The sequence below is a fragment of the Pseudoxanthomonas sp. SORGH_AS_0997 genome, from assembly GCF_031453535.1.
Classification (GTDB): domain Bacteria; phylum Pseudomonadota; class Gammaproteobacteria; order Xanthomonadales; family Xanthomonadaceae; genus Pseudoxanthomonas_A; species Pseudoxanthomonas_A winnipegensis.
The window spans coordinates 2,362,923-2,379,789 of record NZ_JAVIZI010000001.1 but is presented as its reverse complement, the minus strand read 5'-3'; the positions used below and the strand labels follow the sequence as shown (position 1 = coordinate 2,379,789).

The following is a 16,867-nucleotide window of genomic DNA, read 5'->3' as shown; positions in this document are numbered from 1 at the left end:
GGGCTGATGTGGACACGCAATTCCTGAAGACGTTCGTCACGGTCGCCGACCGTGGCTCCATGGCGGCGGCCGCGCGCGATCTGGACATCAGCCCGGCCGCGGTGGCCCAGCAGCTGCGCACGCTGGAACGCGAACTCGGCACCGGCCTGCTGGCGCGGGCCGGGCGCACCGTGACCCTGACCGAGGCCGGCGCGCGCATCCTGGAACGCGCCCGCGACCTGCTGCGCAACGTCTCGGACCTGCGCTCGGTCGCGCATGAGGGCGACATCAGCGGCGAGCTGCGGCTGGGCGCCTGCCCGACCGCGCTGGCGGGCATGCTGCCGGACGTGCTGACCTGCATGGTCTCGGCGTTTCCGCAGATCAACGTCTTCATCAAGCCGGGCTATTCGGCCGACCTGTATCGCGCGGTCGAGTCGGGCGAGCTGGACGCGGCCATGGTGCTGGAGGCGCCGTTCGAGCTGCCCAAGACCTGCGACTGGCTGCTGGTGCGCGAGGAGCCGCTGATCGTGCTGGCGCCGGCGCAGCTGGCCGACCAGGATCCGCATGCGCTGCTGGCCACCCAGCCGCTGATCCGCTACGACCGCCACCAGTGGGGCGGGCGCCAGGCCGACGACTACCTGCGCCGGCACGGCATCGTGCCCAAGGAGCGCTTCGAGCTCAATGCGCTCAACGCGATCGCGGTGATGGTCGATCGCGGCCTGGGCGTGTCGCTGGTGCCGGACTGGGCGCGCCCCTGGCCCGAAGGCCTGCGCCTGGCGCGCATCCCGCTGCCGGATGCCGATGTCTCGCGGCGCATCGGCGTGGTGTGGTCGCGCTCGTCGGTGCGCCTGCGCCTGGTCAACGCCCTGCTGCGCGAGTGCCGGTCCAGGGCGCAGGCGGCGCAGCCCGCCGAATGACGGGCGGCACGGCGGCGTTGCACGCGTAAGCAACAAAAGCTGCGGTTTGAACAAAGTCCGCTGCGCTTCCTTCCCCTCCAGAGCCCTTCTACGCTGATTGCATGGTCCGGCAGGCGCGTCTGGGAGGAACGCGCCACACGGGCAGTCTCGTTGCTGCCCAGCAAGCATCCGTTGCGGCCACCTGCGCGTGCGCCCGCTTTCGCCAAAGTCCATGAGATCGACACATGAAGAAGATGCCCGTGACACTCGGGGTGTTTGTGCTGGCCGCCGCCGTGAGCGCCAGCGTGCGCGCGCAGCAGGCCCAGGCCGCCGCCGCGCAAGGTGCAACCGAACAGAACCCGCAGGATGCGCGCGCGACCAAGGCCAAGGATCTGGACAGGATGATCGTGACCGGCACGCGGGCGCCCAAGGCGGTCGACAAGATCCCGGGTGCGATCTCGGTGATTTCCCCGCAGGAGGTCGCCCAGACGCTGGCGGTGACCGAGGATGCGACCGCGGTCCTGGCGCGGACCGTGCCCGGCTATTCCGAGTCCTCGCAGGCGATGAGCAATACCGGCGAGACGCTGCGCGGGCGCATTCCGCTGCGCCTGTTCGACGGCATCCCGCAGGGCTCGCCGCTGCGCGAGGGCACGCGCAACGGCACCTTCACCGACATGGGGATCGTGGGCCGGATCGAGGTGATCAACGGCCCGTCCGCGTCCGAGGGCATCGGCGCCACCGGCGGCGTGATCAACTACATCTCCAAGGTGCCCGACAAGATCGGCAGCGAGACCACCTTCACCGCGCGCTATCTGACCCAGGGGCATTCGGACAGCGATGGCTACAAGCTGGGGCTGACCTACGGCCTGAAGCAGGACAGCTACGACTTCATTGGCGCGGTGTCGTATCTGGATCGCGGCATCGCCTACGACGGCAAGGGCCGCACCGTCGGCATGAACACCAGCGGCTCGCTGGCCGATTCGGAGTCGCGCAACATCTACCTCAAGGGCGGCTACAACTTCGGCGAGGACGGCGAGCAGCGCCTGCAGGCCACCTACAGCCGCTTCAAGATCGAGGGCAAGGGCGAGTGGATCCAGGTGCTGGGCTGCCGCGGCCCTACCGATTCGCCGCCGTGCGCCACGCCGTACCCCAACACCTCGGTGAAGGGGCAGATCTTCGGCTCCAAGGACGCCTTCAACGACTTCGAGCAGTACAGCCTGCAGTACACCCATCAGGACTTCTTTGGCGGCCGGCTGGATCTGGTGGGCTACAAGGCCGACCAGGCCATGCGCTACCTGCCGGAGAACGGCGACGACAAGCAGCTGGTCAAGGTCGGTCCGGGCTTCGACGAGTCCAAGCGCATCTACGACCAGTCCGAGATCGTGTCGAACAAGAAGGGCCTGCGCACCTCGTGGACGCGCTCTGCGTTGTTCGATGTCTCCGGGCTCGAGCTGCACACCGGCGTGGACCTGGTCGAGGACCGGGCCCAGCAGCGCCTGGCGCTGACCAACCGCGTGTGGGTGCCGCCGATGGACTACAAGAGCACCGCGCCCTACGCGCAGCTGTCCTGGGACATCGGCCCGCTGACCCTGAGCGGCGGCTACCGGCGTGAGGACGGCACGCTGAAGATCGACAGCTACACCACCACCGCCTATCGCAACAGCGTGTTCGTGCAGGGCGGCAAGCTGGACTACACCGCCAGCCTGCCCAACTTCGGCGCGATCTGGCGCGTCAACGACCAGTGGTCGATCTTCAGCGCCTACAGCAAGGGCTTCACCCTGCCCAACGTCGGCATCCCGCTGCGCAACGTCAATTACCCGGGGCAGTCGGTCCAGGGCATCCTCGACCTGCAGGCGGTCATCGTCAGCAACGTCGATGTGGGCTTCAACTGGCGCGGGGAGCGCGGGGCGCTCAACGGCACCTGGTACCACTCCAAGTCCGACCTGGGCGTGTCGCTGCAGATCGATCCGAACACCAGCGATTTCATCATGAGTCGCGTGCCCACCGACATCAAGGGCATCGAGCTCAGCGGCGAATGGAACTTCACCGACACCTTCAAGCTGACCGGGCTGTATTCGCGGATCCGCGGCAAGACCGCCTTCTGGGGCTCAGATGCGCTGGGCCGCTACGGCGCCGGTCCGTTGACCAAGCCGATGGGCATCCTCGACCTCAGCCCCGACAAGATCGGCGCCTCGGCCGTGTGGAAGTTCCTGCCCAACGCCGACGCCACCCTGGGTGCGACCAAGCTGCTGGATCGGCACATCAGCGGCGAGGACACCCGGCCCTTCGACGGGCGCAGGTTCACCTACGACGAGCGCACCACCGGCTACACCCTGTGGGACCTGGGCGTGAACTACGACGCCGGCCGGATCGGCAAGTTCACCCTGGGCGTGGAGAACCTGTTCAACAAGTACTACATCCTGAGCTGGTCGCAGCTGGCCGGTTACCAGAACTACTGGGCAGGCCGCGGACGCGTGGTCTCGCTGACCTACAACTACACCTTCTAAGCGGATGCGGGAACGTCGTTTCGTACAGGGAGCAAGGGCCATGGCCGGCCAGGCCGATGCGGTGCGACGTGCGCGACCCGCCGGTGTGCGGCGGCGGGGCGGACGGGCGCAACGCGCGCAGGATCGGTGTCGATCCTGGGCGCGATCGGTCCTGGCGGCCTGGCTGTGTCTGGTGCCGCTGGTGCTCCAGGCCGAGGATCGCTGGCAGCGGCTGGATGCGTTCCTGACGCAGTCCACGTCCGCTGCCGGCTATCCCGGCGCGGTGGCCATGGTCGAGGTCGATGGCGAGCCGGTGTTCCGGGGCGCGTACGGCCATCGCGATCTGGCGCGCACCCGGCCGATGGGGGCCGATGCGATCTTCCGCATCTATTCCATGACCAAGCCCGTGGCCACGGTGGCGGTACTGACCCTGATGGAGCAGGGCAAGCTGGCGCTGGACGATCCCTTGAGCCGCTATCTGCCCGCCTTCGCCCAGACGCAGGTGGTGGTCGGCGGCGACCTCGCTCAGCCGCGCCTGGCGCCGGCGCGCCGCGCGATCACGCTGCGCCATCTGCTGACCCATACCAGTGGCCTTGCGGCCGACGCCACCCGATATCCGGTGGCCACGGGCCTGCTCGAGCAGGCCGGGGTGGAGCAGGCGCGCGACCTGGCCGATGTCGCGGGCAGGCTGGCCAGGGTCCCGCTGGCGACACAGCCGGGCACCGAGTTCAACTACGAAGGGGCCAACACCGAGCTGCTGGCGCGTGTGGTGGAAGTCGTCAGCGGCGAGACGTTCTCGCACTATCTCCAGGCGCAGGTGCTCGGGCCGCTGGGCATGCGCGATACCGGGTTCGAGGTGCCTGCGGCGCAGCGCGGCCGGGTCGTGGATCTGCCGACGCTGGACGACCATGGCGCGCTGCGCATCGCCGACACGCCGAGCGCGCGCCAGCCCGGTGCCCGGCTGCGCGCCTACGACAGCGCAGCCGGTGGCTTGTATTCCACGGCGGGCGACTACCTGCGATTCGCGCGGATGCTGCTCAACGACGGCGCATCCGGCGGCGTGCGCGTGCTCTCGCGCAAGACGGTCGAACTGATGATGCGCGATCAGCTGGGCGGCTTCGATCCACCGGTGAAGGGCCTGGTCCCCGGTGAAGGCTTCGGGCTGGGCGGCTACGTGGTCACCGACCCGGCCGCGCGCGGGCGGCTGGGCAGCGTCGGCCAGTTCGGCTGGTCCGGCGCGGCCTCGACCTATTTCACGGTGGATCGCAAGGCGCATCTGGTCGCGGTGCTGCTGCTGCAATACCTGCCCGCCGATCGTCCGGGCGATCTGCCCAAGCTGGCGACGCCGTTCTACAACCTCGTCTATCAGGCGTTGCCATGAGACCCGTCGTGCTGGTGGCCGGCTCGGCCAATCTCGACTTCGTGGTGCAGGCCGCTCACGTGCCCGCGCCCGGCGAGACCGTGCTCGGCCAGGACCTGCAGACCTTCCCCGGCGGCAAGGGCGCCAACCAGGCCGTCGCCTGCGCGCGCGCCGGTGGCGTGCGGACGCGGATGCTGCTGGCCTTGGGCGAGGATGGCTTCGCCGTGCCGGTGCGGGCCGCGCTGGAGCAGGCCGGCGTCGCCTTGCACGTGGTGCCGGCGCGCGATCGCGCCACCGGCACGGCGCTGGTGTGCCTGGCCGGCGATGGCGAGAACGCGATCATCGTCGCCCCTGGCGCCAATTACGCGTTGACCGGAGACGACCTGCCGCCGCTGGCGGACGTGGCCTTCCTGCTCATGCAGCTGGAAGTGCCCTTGGCGGCCGTGTGCGGTTGGGCCGAGGCGGCGCACGCCGCCGGCGTCAGGGTCGTGCTCAACGCCGCCCCGGCGTGCGCCTTGCCCGACGACCTGCTGCGCAGGCTGGACGTGCTGGTGGTCAACGAGGGCGAACTGGACCTGTTGGCCGGGCACGCGGGCGTTCGCGCCGACGCGCCCACGTCCGACAAGCTCGCGGCGCTGCCGGTGGCCTGCGTGGTGGTGACGCTGGGCGCACGCGGCTGCTATGCCTGGTCCGGCGGGCGGGTCGCGCTGCAGCCGGCGTTCGACGTGCAGGCGGTGGACACGACCGGCGCGGGCGATGCGTTCTGCGGCGCGCTGACCGCCGGCCTGGCCGGCGGCGCGACGCTCACCGCCGCGCTGCGCCGCGCCTGCGCGGTCTCGGCCCTGGCCTGCACGCGCGTGGGCGCCCAGTCCGGCGTCCCGACCTGCGCCGAGGTCGAGGCCTTCCTGCGCGCCGCGCCCCCCGTCGCCGCCGCGGCCCGCTCGGCGCTGGCCGACTATGCTGGCCTGGCGCACTGTCCTCTTCTCGAACCGACCTGCTGATGTCCGACCAAGACGCCCCCCAGCGCGAGCCCGTGCGCACCGAGTTCAAGTTCTCCCACGTCACCACCGGGCGCTATCTGCCCTCGCCGGGCAAGGCGCCGGGCTGGCCATTCGCCGATATCGGCCAGTGGAAGATCCAGACCGCGCCGGCCTGGCGCGACTGGCTGACCGAGCTGCGCGACTGGCGGCGCGAGCATCTGGTGCGCATCGGCTTCGACGATGCCAACTACCGCAGGCCGGAGCTGCAATGGGCGCAGCGCAACTTCGTCCATGCGCAGATGATGGTCGAGGATCGCTACTTCTACGATCCGCAGCGTGGGTGCTACACGGTCGATCGCTACCTGGACGATCTGGAGGCGCGCTTCGGCGGCATCGACAGCGTCCTGGTCTGGTACATCTACCCCAACATCGGCATCGACGACCGCAACCAGTTCGACATGGCGGCCGATCTGCCGGGCGGGCTCGACGGGCTGCGCGCGGTGGTGGAGGCCTTTCACCGGCGCGGGGTGCGGGTCTTCCTGCCCACCATGCCCTGGGACCACGGCACCCGCGCGCCGGAGGGGCCGCACTGGGAGGCCATCGCGCGCATCGTCGATGCGGTCGGCGCCGACGGCATCAACGGCGATACCTACAACGGGGTGCCGCGCGCCTTCTTCGATGCCTGCCTGGCGCGGGGTCGTCCGGTGGTGCTGCAGCCCGAATCGACCATCAGTGCCGAGGAGCAACTGGTCTGGAACGTGCAGAGCTGGGGCAAGAAGGCGCCGAACGAGTTCGTGCCGCCGCTGGCCAAGTTCAAGTGGCTCGAGCCGCGCCACATGATCAACTACGAGAACCGCTGGGGCCGCGATCGCCGCCACGACCTGCAGTACATCTTCTTCAACGGCATCGGCTACAACGCCTGGGAGAACGTGTGGGGCATCTGGAACGGGCTGACCGAGCGCGATGCGCAGACGCTGCGCCGCATCGCCGCGATCCAGCGCCAGTTCGCGCCGCTGTTCGTGTCCATGGACTGGGAGCCGTACTGGCCCACGCTGCTGCGCGGCCTGTTCGCCAGCCGCTTCCCTGGCCAGGGGCGCGCGCTGTGGACGCTGGTCAACCGACTGGAGTCGCCGCTGCGCGGTGAGCTGCTGCGCATCGAGCATGCGCCGGGCACGCGCTACTTCGACCTGTGGAACGGCAGTGAGCTGACGCCGCTGCTGCGCGAGGGCGGCGCCTATCTCACCCTGGAGCTGGAGGCGCTGGGCTTCGGCGCGGTCCTGGCGCTGGATGAGGGGATGGACGAGCCGGCGCTGGAAGACTTCCTCGCCCGGATGCGCCAGCACGCCGCCACGCCGCTGGGGCAGTGCTCGGCGCAGTGGCGCGCCCTGCCGCAGCAGTGCGTGGACGTTCCCGCGACGGCGCCCGCGGCGCAGCCGCCGGCCGGCATGGTGACCATCCCCGCGGGCGAGTTCGTGTTCGCCGTGGGCGGCATCGAGGTCGAAGGCGGGGTCTGGGACGGTGTGGACGTGCAGTATCCGTGGGAGGACAGCGCACGCCGCTTCCACCGCGAGCGTCTGCGGATGCGCGCCTTCCATATCGATCGCGCGCCGGTGACCAATGCGCAGTTCAAGGCGTTCATCGACGCCAGCGGCTATGCGCCGGCCGATGCGCATCGCTTCCTGCATCACTGGCATGAAGGTGCGCCGGTGGCCGGCAGCGAGCAGCAGCCGGTGGTGTGGATCTCGCTGGAGGACGCACGCGCGTACGCGGCCTGGGCCGGCAAGCGCCTGCCGCGCGAGTGGGAATGGCAGTACGCCGCGCAGGGCGACGATGGCCGCACCTACCCGTGGGGCGAGAGCTGGGACGCCTCGGCCGTGCCGGCGCCGCAGTACGGGCCGCAGGCCGGCGCGCCGGCCGACGTGACCGCGCACCCCGCAGGCGCCAGCCCGTTCGGCGTGCTCGACCTGGTCGGCAACGTCTGGCAATGGACCGACGAATACGTGGATGCGCACACGCGCGCGGCGGTGCTGCGCGGCGGCAGCCGCTACCGGCCGCAGACCTCGCACTGGTACTTCCCGCAGGCGCTGCGCCTGGACGAGCACGGCAAGTATCTGCTGATGGCGCCGTGCCGGGATCGCTCGGCCTATATCGGCTTCCGCTGCGTGGTGGATGCCGCATGAGCGCCGTGCTGCGCTTTCCTTCGGCCGGGCAGGTGCGGCTGGGCGGTGTGCTCGGCGAGGCCATCGAGGCCAGCCGCAAGGGGCGGCTGTCGCACTTCATCGTGGATGTGCACAGCCCGGCGATCGCGCTGTTCGATCCGGCCCGCGCCGAGGGCAACCACGAAGGCGACTGGTACGGCGAGCACGCCGGCAAATGGCTGATCGCCGCGGCCCGCGCGGCCGCCCACCAAGGCGACGACGTGCTGCGCGCGCGGGTGCTGCAGGTGGCCGATCATCTCGCCGTCATCCAGCGCGCCGATGGCTATCTGGGCACCTACGCGCCCGAGCGGCGCTTCACCGTGCCGCAGCCGCCGCGCCCCTGGAGCTGGGACGGCGCGCCGGCACTGCGCACCTGGGACGTGTGGACGCATGCCTATCTGGTGCTGGGCCTGATCGAAGCATGGCGGCTGGGCGGCAGGCCCGCGCATCTGGACGCCGCACGCGCCATCGGCCGGCTCTGCCATGCCGCCTTCGTCGAGGGCGGGCTGGACATCACCACCTGCGGCAATCACTTCGGCATGTCGGCCACGGTGCTGCTGGATGGCGCGGTGGAGCTGTTCCTGGTCACCGAAGAACCGCAGTTCATTGAGCTGGCCCGGCGCATCGTCGAACAGGCCGACCACAACCCGCCGCTGGCCCTGGTCCAGCGCCTGCTGGCGGGCGTGGACGCGTCCGAGATCGGCACGGGCAAGGCCTACCAGCTGCTGTGGAATGCCGCGGCGCTGGCCAAGCTGGCGCGCGCCACCGGCGATGCGACGCTGCTGCCTGCGCTGGAGCGGCTGTGGGCCAACGTGCACGACCATCACCTGAGCCTGGGCGGCGGGCCATGGGGCGGGGCAGGGCTGCGTTCGCGCGAGTGCTTCAACCCGCCGTTCGTGTTCGATCCGCAGGGGTATGTCGAGACCTGTTCCACCCTGGCGTGGCTGCAGTTCACCCGCGAACTGCTGGCCTGGACCGGCCATGCCCGCTACGTCGATGCGATCGAGTGCACCGCGTTCAACGAACTGCTCGGCGCGATGGCGGCCGACGGGCAGGACTGGTGCTACTACAGCTTCGGCAACGGTCGCCGGACGCACACCACCTACTGGCGCTGCTGCAAGTCCAGCGGCGCGATGGCGATGGAAGAGCTGCCGATGCTGGCATACGCGACCAGTGCGCGGGACGTGCGCGTCAATCTCTTCGTCCCCGGCGAGGTCGTCTTCGACGACGGCCCCGCGCCCGGCCTGCGCATCGTCCAGCAAGGGCAGGGTGAGGTGCCGATGCAGGTCGAGCTGACGCTGCAGCCGGCCCACTCCTCGACCTTCGTGCTTGCCTTGCGACAGCCCGCGTGGAGTGCACCCATGCAGGTCCGCATCGATGGCGAACTCCAGGACGCGCGCGCCGACGACGATGGCTACGTGCGGGTGCAACGCCAGTGGCAGATCGGCACGCGCATCGAGATCGCCTTCAGCGCACGTCCGCGGCTGCAGCGGCGCGCCAACCGCAACGTGCAGGAATCGCGTGCCCCCGACGGATCGCCCGTGGCGCAGGAAGTGCTGCGCCACGATTACGTGGCCGTGTCGTGGGGACCGTTGGCCTATGCCACGGCCTTGGCCGAAGGCGACAGTCCTGCGCCCGACCTGCCGCTGTCCAACGCCTCGCTCGACACGCAGCTCGATCCGGCCGGCGCGCCAGGTGCGGAGATCGCGCTGGCGTTGCCCGGCGGCATCAGACGGCTCTCGCCGTTCTGGCGCGTCGGCGATCGCCGCGACGGCAGTTGGCATGCCACCTGGTTCCGCCTGCCGCTGACCGCGGAGGATGGGACGACTTCGCCAACAAATTGTCGGTCCAGAACCTAGGCTGGCGGCCTGTATCGCGTTGCCCTGGCGCCACACACTTCCCCCATGGGATCCATGCAAGCGCATTCATCGATGGCCACGACCTCGCTGTTCGACCAGATCCATCGCGATGGTCCGCCAGGACCACTGACGGGCGTCAGGGTGCTCGATCTCAGCGCCTACATCGCCGGCCCCTACGGCTGCACCCTGCTCGCCGACCAGGGCGCGACCGTGCTCAAGGTCGAACCGCCGGCTGGCGACAACCTGCGGCAGTATCCCTCGACCCTGCCCAGCGAGAGCCGCGCCTTCCTCGGCGTCAATCGCAGCAAGCGCGGCATCGTGCTGGACCTCAAGGACCAGGCGCAGCACGCGCAACTGCTGCGCCTGGTGCGCGAGGCCGACGTGCTGGTCCACAACTTCCGCCCCAGCGTGCCGGCGCGCCTGGGCATCGATTTCGAACGGCTGTCGGCCTTCAACCCGCGGCTGGTGTACTGCGCGGTCTCCGGCTATGGCGAGCGCGGGCCGATGCGCGAGAAGGCCGGCTACGACCAGGTGCTGCAGGCCATGACCGGCATGTGTGCCCTGCAGGGCAAGCGCAGCGGCCCGCCGGAGATCATCTACGGCTCGGTGGTGGACTACTACGCCGCGGCCCTGGTCGCCTCGGGCGTGACCGCCGCCTTGTACGAGCGCGAGCGCAGCGGCGTGGGCCAGTTCGTCGGCGTCTCGCTGCTGCGCGCCGCGCTGACCATGCAGTCGGCCAGGCTGGTCTGGGTCGAGGGCGAGGCGCTGGATATCGGCCGCGACATGCGCTCCGGTGGCGTGACCGGCATCCATCCGGCCAAGGAGGGATACCTCTACCTCTCGGCCAATACCGCGCGCTTCTGGCAGGCCCTGTGTCGACTCACCGGTCTGGACGCCCTGGCCGACGATCCGCGCTACGCCAGCGTCAAGCTGCGCGCCCAGCACGCCGGCGAGATCCTGCCGCGCCTGCACGAAGCCCTGCAGGCGCATACCGCCATGCAGTGGGAGGAGATCTTCGGCGACGCCGTGCCGTGCGCGGCCGCCCGCAAGATCGAGGACATGTTCCAGCACCCGCAGGTGCATGCCGAACAGATGATCGGCGAGGTCGCCCATCCCGTGGTTGGCAAGTACCAGAACGTCACCCGCCCCATCGTCTACGGCCGCACTCCCGGCCCCGAACCCTTCGCCGCGCCGACGCTGGGGCAGGACAATGCGTTGCTCTGATTCGAGGCGGGCGGTGCAAAGCGGGATCGATTGCCTTGCGACCCGTTTGCCTGTCATCTGATGGGCAGTTGAAGCAGCTGTTTCCCAAGCGGAGACAGCAAACGGCTTCGATCAGAGCCAAAGAGCCGCGTTTCGCGTGCGTCTAGGATCGGCCCTTCAGAAAATCGATAAACGCCCTCAGCGCGGCGGACTGATGGCGGCGACTCGGGAAGTAGATGTAGAGCGCCTCCATGGGCGATGACCAGGCGGGCAGCACGTGTGTCAGGCGTCCTTCATCGATGAGGGCGGTCACCATCGCGCTTGGCGCGCTGGCGATCCCGAGTCCACGGACGGCAAGGTCGATCTGCGAAGCGAGATCGTGGACGATGGTCGCTTCAGGCAGGGAGATCTGGATCCTGTCGTCGGCCGATACCAGCGTCCAGGGAATGATCGATCCGGTGAGCTGGCTGCGGCAGACGATCGCGCGATGCGTGAGCAGGTCGCTCGGGCTGCCGGGCAGTGGACGGTTCGCCAGATAGGACGGCGCTGCCACCAGAATCGCAGCTGACGGAGGCGCGACCTGGACGGCGACCATGTCCTTCTCGAGATGGTTGCCGAAGCGCAGACCGGCGTCGTAGCCCTGCTTGACGATATCCACCAGGCGCGCTTCGACCGCGATCTCCAGTTCCACCTCGGGAAACGCGTCCTTGAAGGCGACCAGCGTGCTGGCAATGAGCTGATCGAAGGGGGCCCGCGGCATCGTCAGGCGCAAGGGACCGGCCGGGCGACCGCTTCGGCCCGTTGCATCCTCGGCAGCCTGTCTGAGTTGCTCCACCGCCGGTGCGGCCGCGAGCAGGTAGTCGCTGCCGACGTCCGTCAGGCGCACGCTGCGCGTGGAGCGGCGAAACAGCGGCGTGCCGAGGCGCTCCTCGAGGCTTCGGATCGCCTGGCTGACCGCGGACGGCGACACGCCCAGGCGCCGGGCCGCTTCCGAGAAGCTGCCCGCTTCCGCCACCGCTACGAACATGGCAACGCCATCAAGCGTGTCTCTGTATCGCACCCATCTGCCTTGAAGTTTTGCTTAAAGCCTCATGCCGGGTCGCCCCGCTTATCGCGGGCGCGCTTTCGCCCTACTTATAAGGCATGCGCCAGAACGACAAGATGAGCGGTACGCCACTCCACACGCCCGGCATCGGCGGTGAGCCTGCCCTCACGCGACGGGCCATCCTCATGGCGCTGGGCGCGGCAGCGACGCTGCCGATGGGCGCATGGGCCGCAGCCCCCGCCGCGCTTGCCTCGCGCACGTTCGCCACGCTTCGCCATACCACCCATTACCTCGAATGCGGCCCGGCCGATGGGCCGTTGATGATCTTTATGCATGGTTGGCCGGAGCTTGGCCTCATCTGGCGCGCGCAGATGCAGGCCTTCGCGGCGGCGGGCTGGCGATGCATCGCGCCGGACATGCGGGGCTATGGCGGCTCTTCGGCGCCCGCCGCGATCGACGCCTACACCAACGAGCAGGTCGTCAGGGACATGGCGGACCTGCATGACCATCTCGGCGGACGGCCGGCCATCTGGATCGGCCATGACTGGGGAAGCGTCATTGCCGCCTCGCTGGTCGCCCATGCGCCCGCCCGCAGCCGTGGCGTAGTCCTGATCTCCGTTCCCTATTTTCCGGATGCGAACGCGTTGCCGACGCTGGTTCCCCTGGTCGATCGCACGATCTACCCGGCCGATGCGTATCCGGATGGGCAGTGGGATTACTACCGCTACTACACGACGCACTTCGAGGCCGCCGTCGCCGACCTGGACGCGGACAAGGCGGCCTCGCTGGCCTCGATCTATCGCTCCGGCGACCCCGCCAGCGTCGGCAAGCCCTCGCCCAATGCGGGTGTCACCCGCAAGGGCGGTCGCTTCGGTGAGGCCCATCGCGCGCCGCCGACCAGGCCCGATCCGGCGCTCTGGCCGGCGGCGGACTTCGCCGCACTGGTCGCGTCCTTCAACGTCCATGGCTTTCGCCCGCCGTGCGCGTGGTATCTCAACGACGCGGCCAATATCGCCTATGCCCGCCGCGCGCCGGACGGCGGCCGGATCTCGCTGCCGGTGCTGTTCGTGAACGGCCAGTACGACCAGATCAATACCATCAACGGCAATCGCTACGGCGAGCCGATGCGCGCGGCCTGCGCGGACCTGACGACGGCCGACCTGCTCGGTGCGCACTGGCTGCCGCTCGAGCGCAAGTCCGAACTCATCGGCGCCATCCAGGCGTGGCTGCAGGCCAAGCATCTGTCCGCCACACGAGCGTAAGGATCCAGGTGTGAATTCGAGCGAGCGCCGGATCGGCGGTCTGCGCGCAGGCGCCGGGTGGGCGCAAAGCCGCGTGCTCGTGCCGCTGGCCCTCGCAGCAAGGTCGAACACCTGACCAGAAACGCCGTTCTGCATCTGCAGAGCGCGACGTTCGGATTCGCGTCTGCTCGGCCGGCATGCCGTAAGCGACTGCGCTGGCAGTGACCTCGCTGGCGGCTCAGAAGTCAGCCTTGCTCCTCAGGTTGCTGCGCCGGGACAGCGTTCTCTGCCTGCCGGACAACCTATGATTGGGAACTCGTGGGACTTCCGAATAGTGGTGCATGGCATCGCGTGCTCACCCGTCTGTGCACTCCCTCTTTCCCGGCTTCAGGGGGTTCTTCAGCGGGGGAGCGGGCATCGCAGCCAGTAGGTAGGTGTCTCCGGAGCGGTCTTACACACCAGCCCTTCATGCACGAGCCTGAAAGATGCACCACAGTGGGCGGGCAGGTAAGTCGGTTGGCCCACCGCATGGTGGTGATGTCCGATGAGGGCGTTGGCCACGCTCATCCGCAGGCGCCTGGAAGATGGCGGCCAATGCCGCGCGGGCCCGCGACAGGTTGGTGCTGCCGAAGGCGAAGCAACGCTGGCCCAGGGCGTGACCTGGCTCGCGCTGGCTCCTCGCTCGATGGCGCACAGTCGCCAAGCCCGGCACTTGACCGACTCGGCTCGTAGTCGGCCCATCGCTCCCTCATGCACCACAGGATCAGGACATGCCAGGCTCTTCTCGCGTTGAACCCCCTCCTACGACAGCCGCCAGCGGCTTCGTCCAGGTACGCGGTGCGCGCGAGAACAACCTCAAGGATGTGGATGTTTCCATTCCGCGCAACGCGCTGGTGGTGTTCTCGGGCGTCTCGGGCTCCGGGAAGTCTTCGCTCGCCTTCGGCACCCTTTATGCCGAGGCCCAGCGACGCTACTTCGAGTCCGTGGCGCCCTATGCGCGGCGGCTGATCGATCAGGCGGGCGTGCCGGACGTCGATGCGATCGAAGGCCTGCCGCCCGCGGTGGCGCTGCAGCAGCAGCGAGGCGCCAGCAACGCGCGTTCCTCGGTGGGCAGCGTGACCACCCTCTCCAGTCTTGTGCGGATGATGTACTCGCGCGCAGGCGCCTATCCGGCCGGGCAGCCGATGCTGTATGCAGAGGACTTTTCGCCCAACACGCCGCAGGGGGCATGCCCCACTTGTCACGGCCTGGGCTACGTGTACGAGGTGACCGAGGCGATCATGGTCCCCGATCCCTCGCTGTCCATCCGCGAGCGTGCGATCGCCTCGTGGCCACCGGCCTGGCAGGGCCAGAACCTGCGCGACATCCTGGTCAGCATGGGCTACGACGTCGACCGGCCGTGGAAGGACCTGCCGAAGAAGGACCGCGACTGGATCCTGTTCACCGAGGAAACGCCGACGGTGCCGGTGTATGCGGGCTTCACGCCTGCCGAGACCCGCGCCGCGCTCAAGCGCAAACTGGAGCCGAGCTACATGGGCACCTTCACCGGTGCCCGGCGGTATGTGCTGCACACCTTCGCCAACACCCAGAGCGCGCTGATGCGAAAGCGCGTGTCCCGTTTCATGGAGGGCAAGCTGTGCCCCAGCTGCCACGGGAAGCGGCTCAAGCCCGAAGCGCTGTCGGTCACCTTTGCCGGCGTGGACATCGGTGCCTTCCTGCAGATGCCGCTGGACCAGCTGGCGGCCCTGCTCGAACCGATTGCCCAGGGCGACTTCGGCGTCCATGCGGCGGGGGCGGGGACGGACAGAGAGGCGACCCGGCGCGACCGTGCCAGGCGCGCGGCCTCCGGCCGTGCGACGCATGCGGTATCGCCCGACGTGCGGCGCACCTCCGCGCTGTCGGAAGAAAAGCGCCTTGCCGCGCAGCGCCTGGCCGGCGGCGTGGTGGCACGCCTGCGCCAACTGCGCGGGCTGGGCCTCGGCTACCTGACGCTGGACCGCGCCACGCCGACGCTTTCGGCCGGCGAGTTGCAGCGGCTGCGGCTGGCGACCCAGCTGAGTTCGCTGCTGTTCGGCGTCGTGTACGTGCTCGACGAGCCTTCGGCCGGCCTGCACCCCTCCGACAGCCAGGCCTTGTACGACGCGCTCGATCGGCTGCGTGACGCGGGCAATTCGGTGTTCGTGGTGGAGCACGACCTGGACCTGATGCGCCGTGCGCAATGGCTGGTGGATGTCGGGCCGGATGCCGGGGAGCACGGCGGCCACGTGCTCTACAGCGGACAGCCGGATGGCCTGCGCAAGATCGCCCAGTCGCGCACCGCGCGCTACCTGTTCGGTGAAATTCCCACGCCGGCCAGCCGGCCACGCGAAGCGACCGGCTGGCTGGAAATGCAGGGCATCCACCGCCATAACCTGCGTGGCGTGGATGCGCGTATTCCGCTGGGTGTGCTGACCGCCGTCACCGGGATCTCCGGCTCCGGCAAGTCCAGCCTCGTCGCGCAGGCCCTGCCGGAGCTGCTATTGCTGCACCTGGGCCACGAGCCGGAAGACGACGCCGACAGCGCCACCAGCGAGGGGCCGGCAGTGATCGAGGCGACCGGCGGCCATCTGGCGGGCGACGTGGACGCCCTGCAACGGCTGGTGCAGGTCGACCAGAAGCCGATCGGTCGCACGCCGCGCTCGAATCTGGCCACCTACACCGGCCTGTTCGACCATGTGCGCAAGCTGTTCGCCGCCACGCCTGATGCGCGGCGCCGCCGCTACGACGCCGGCCGGTTCTCGTTCAACGTCGCCAAGGGGCGCTGCGAGACCTGCGAGGGCGAAGGCTTCGTCAGCGTGGAGCTGCTGTTCATGCCCAGCGTGTACGCGCCGTGCCCGACGTGCCACGGCGCTCGCTACAACGAGGCGACGCTGAAGGTGCGATGGAACGGGCGCAACATCGCCGAGGTCCTGCAGATGACTGTGGACGAAGCCGGCGCGTTCTTCAGCGGGGAAGACGCCGTGGCGCGGCCCCTGCAACTGCTGCGCGACATCGGACTGGGCTATCTGCGCCTGGGGCAGCCGGCGACCGAGCTTTCCGGGGGCGAGGCGCAGCGGATCAAGCTGGCGACCGAGCTTCAGCGCAGCCAGCGCGGCCGCAGCCTGTATGTGCTCGACGAGCCGACCACCGGGCTGCATGCGTCGGATGTCGACCGCTTACTGGTGCAGCTGCAGCGCCTGGTCGACGCCGGCAATACCGTGGTGATGATCGAGCACGACATGCGTGCGGTGGCCCAGGCCGACTGGGTGATCGACGTGGGACCGGGTGCAGGCGCTGCCGGCGGCCGCATCGTGGTGGCAGGCTCCCCGCGCACAGTGGCTGAAACGCCTGGCAGCTTGACCGCTCCGTTTCTTGCGCAGGCGCTGGTCGCCGGATCCGACGGTGAGCGTTGAAAGGGCGCACATGATCGCCTGACCCACATTCGTTCTTGCCGCGCAGAGCGAGCCCTCTGCACCGTGTAGCTTTTTTGCGGGCCGGACCGCAATCGTGCATTGCGACGTTGTCAGTTAAAGCCACATCACGGCAAAAATTTGACACGGCCATATGACAAATATGTCGATGGATGGCTCTGGAGTGGGGCC

General features: G+C 69.1%; 10 protein-coding genes. 9 read left to right on the top strand and 1 reads right to left on the bottom strand.

Annotated elements, in window-relative coordinates; translation table 11 throughout:
• The first annotated feature begins 8 nt into the window (after window positions 1-8).
• The 7 genes from QE438_RS10430 (at window position 9) to QE438_RS10400 (ending at window position 10,982) form a co-directional block, all read left to right on the top strand.
• Window positions 9-896 (top strand): LysR family transcriptional regulator, encoded by an 888-nt coding sequence (locus tag QE438_RS10430; protein WP_130524368.1) that lies wholly within the window; start codon window positions 9-11, stop codon window positions 894-896.
• 224 nt (window positions 897-1,120) lie between these two features.
• On the top strand, window positions 1,121-3,382 hold the full coding sequence (locus QE438_RS10425; protein ID WP_131659058.1) for a TonB-dependent receptor: 2,262 nt from the start codon (window positions 1,121-1,123) through the stop codon (window positions 3,380-3,382).
• 172 nt (window positions 3,383-3,554) lie between these two features.
• Window positions 3,555-4,742: a serine hydrolase domain-containing protein gene (locus QE438_RS10420; protein ID WP_306995838.1), complete on the top strand. Its 1,188-nt coding sequence runs from the start codon at window positions 3,555-3,557 to the stop codon at window positions 4,740-4,742.
• Window positions 4,739-5,722, top strand: a complete 984-nt coding sequence (locus tag QE438_RS10415) for a ribokinase (RefSeq protein WP_306995839.1) — start codon at window positions 4,739-4,741, stop codon at window positions 5,720-5,722. Before QE438_RS10420 ends, QE438_RS10415 begins: the two co-directional genes overlap by 4 nt.
• Window positions 5,722-7,881, top strand: coding sequence for an SUMF1/EgtB/PvdO family nonheme iron enzyme (locus QE438_RS10410; protein WP_306995841.1), 2,160 nt, complete (start codon window positions 5,722-5,724; stop codon window positions 7,879-7,881). Before QE438_RS10415 ends, QE438_RS10410 begins: the two co-directional genes overlap by 1 nt.
• A complete protein-coding gene (locus QE438_RS10405) occupies window positions 7,878-9,758 on the top strand; it encodes a beta-L-arabinofuranosidase domain-containing protein (protein ID WP_306995843.1) in 1,881 nt (626 codons plus the stop codon). The genes QE438_RS10410 and QE438_RS10405 overlap by 4 nt, the downstream gene beginning before the upstream one ends.
• A gap of 72 nt (window positions 9,759-9,830) precedes the next feature.
• Window positions 9,831-10,982 (top strand): CoA transferase, encoded by a 1,152-nt coding sequence (locus tag QE438_RS10400; RefSeq protein WP_130524363.1) that lies wholly within the window; start codon window positions 9,831-9,833, stop codon window positions 10,980-10,982.
• 142 nt (window positions 10,983-11,124) lie between these two features.
• Here the strand turns inward: QE438_RS10400 and QE438_RS10395 are convergent, their stop codons facing one another.
• Window positions 11,125-11,988 carry a LysR family transcriptional regulator gene (locus QE438_RS10395; protein WP_306995846.1) on the bottom strand — a complete coding sequence of 288 codons (864 nt, stop codon included), beginning with the start codon at window positions 11,986-11,988 and terminating at the stop codon, window positions 11,125-11,127.
• A gap of 116 nt (window positions 11,989-12,104) precedes the next feature.
• Between QE438_RS10395 and QE438_RS10390 the strand changes: the two genes are divergently transcribed.
• Window positions 12,105-13,268: an alpha/beta hydrolase gene (locus QE438_RS10390; protein ID WP_306995848.1), complete on the top strand. Its 1,164-nt coding sequence runs from the start codon at window positions 12,105-12,107 to the stop codon at window positions 13,266-13,268.
• A 749-nt stretch (window positions 13,269-14,017) separates the two neighbouring features.
• Entirely contained in the window at window positions 14,018-16,678 is a 2,661-nt protein-coding gene (locus QE438_RS10385) for an excinuclease ABC subunit UvrA (protein WP_306995850.1), read from the top strand.
• The last annotated feature ends 189 nt before the right edge of the window (window positions 16,679-16,867 follow it).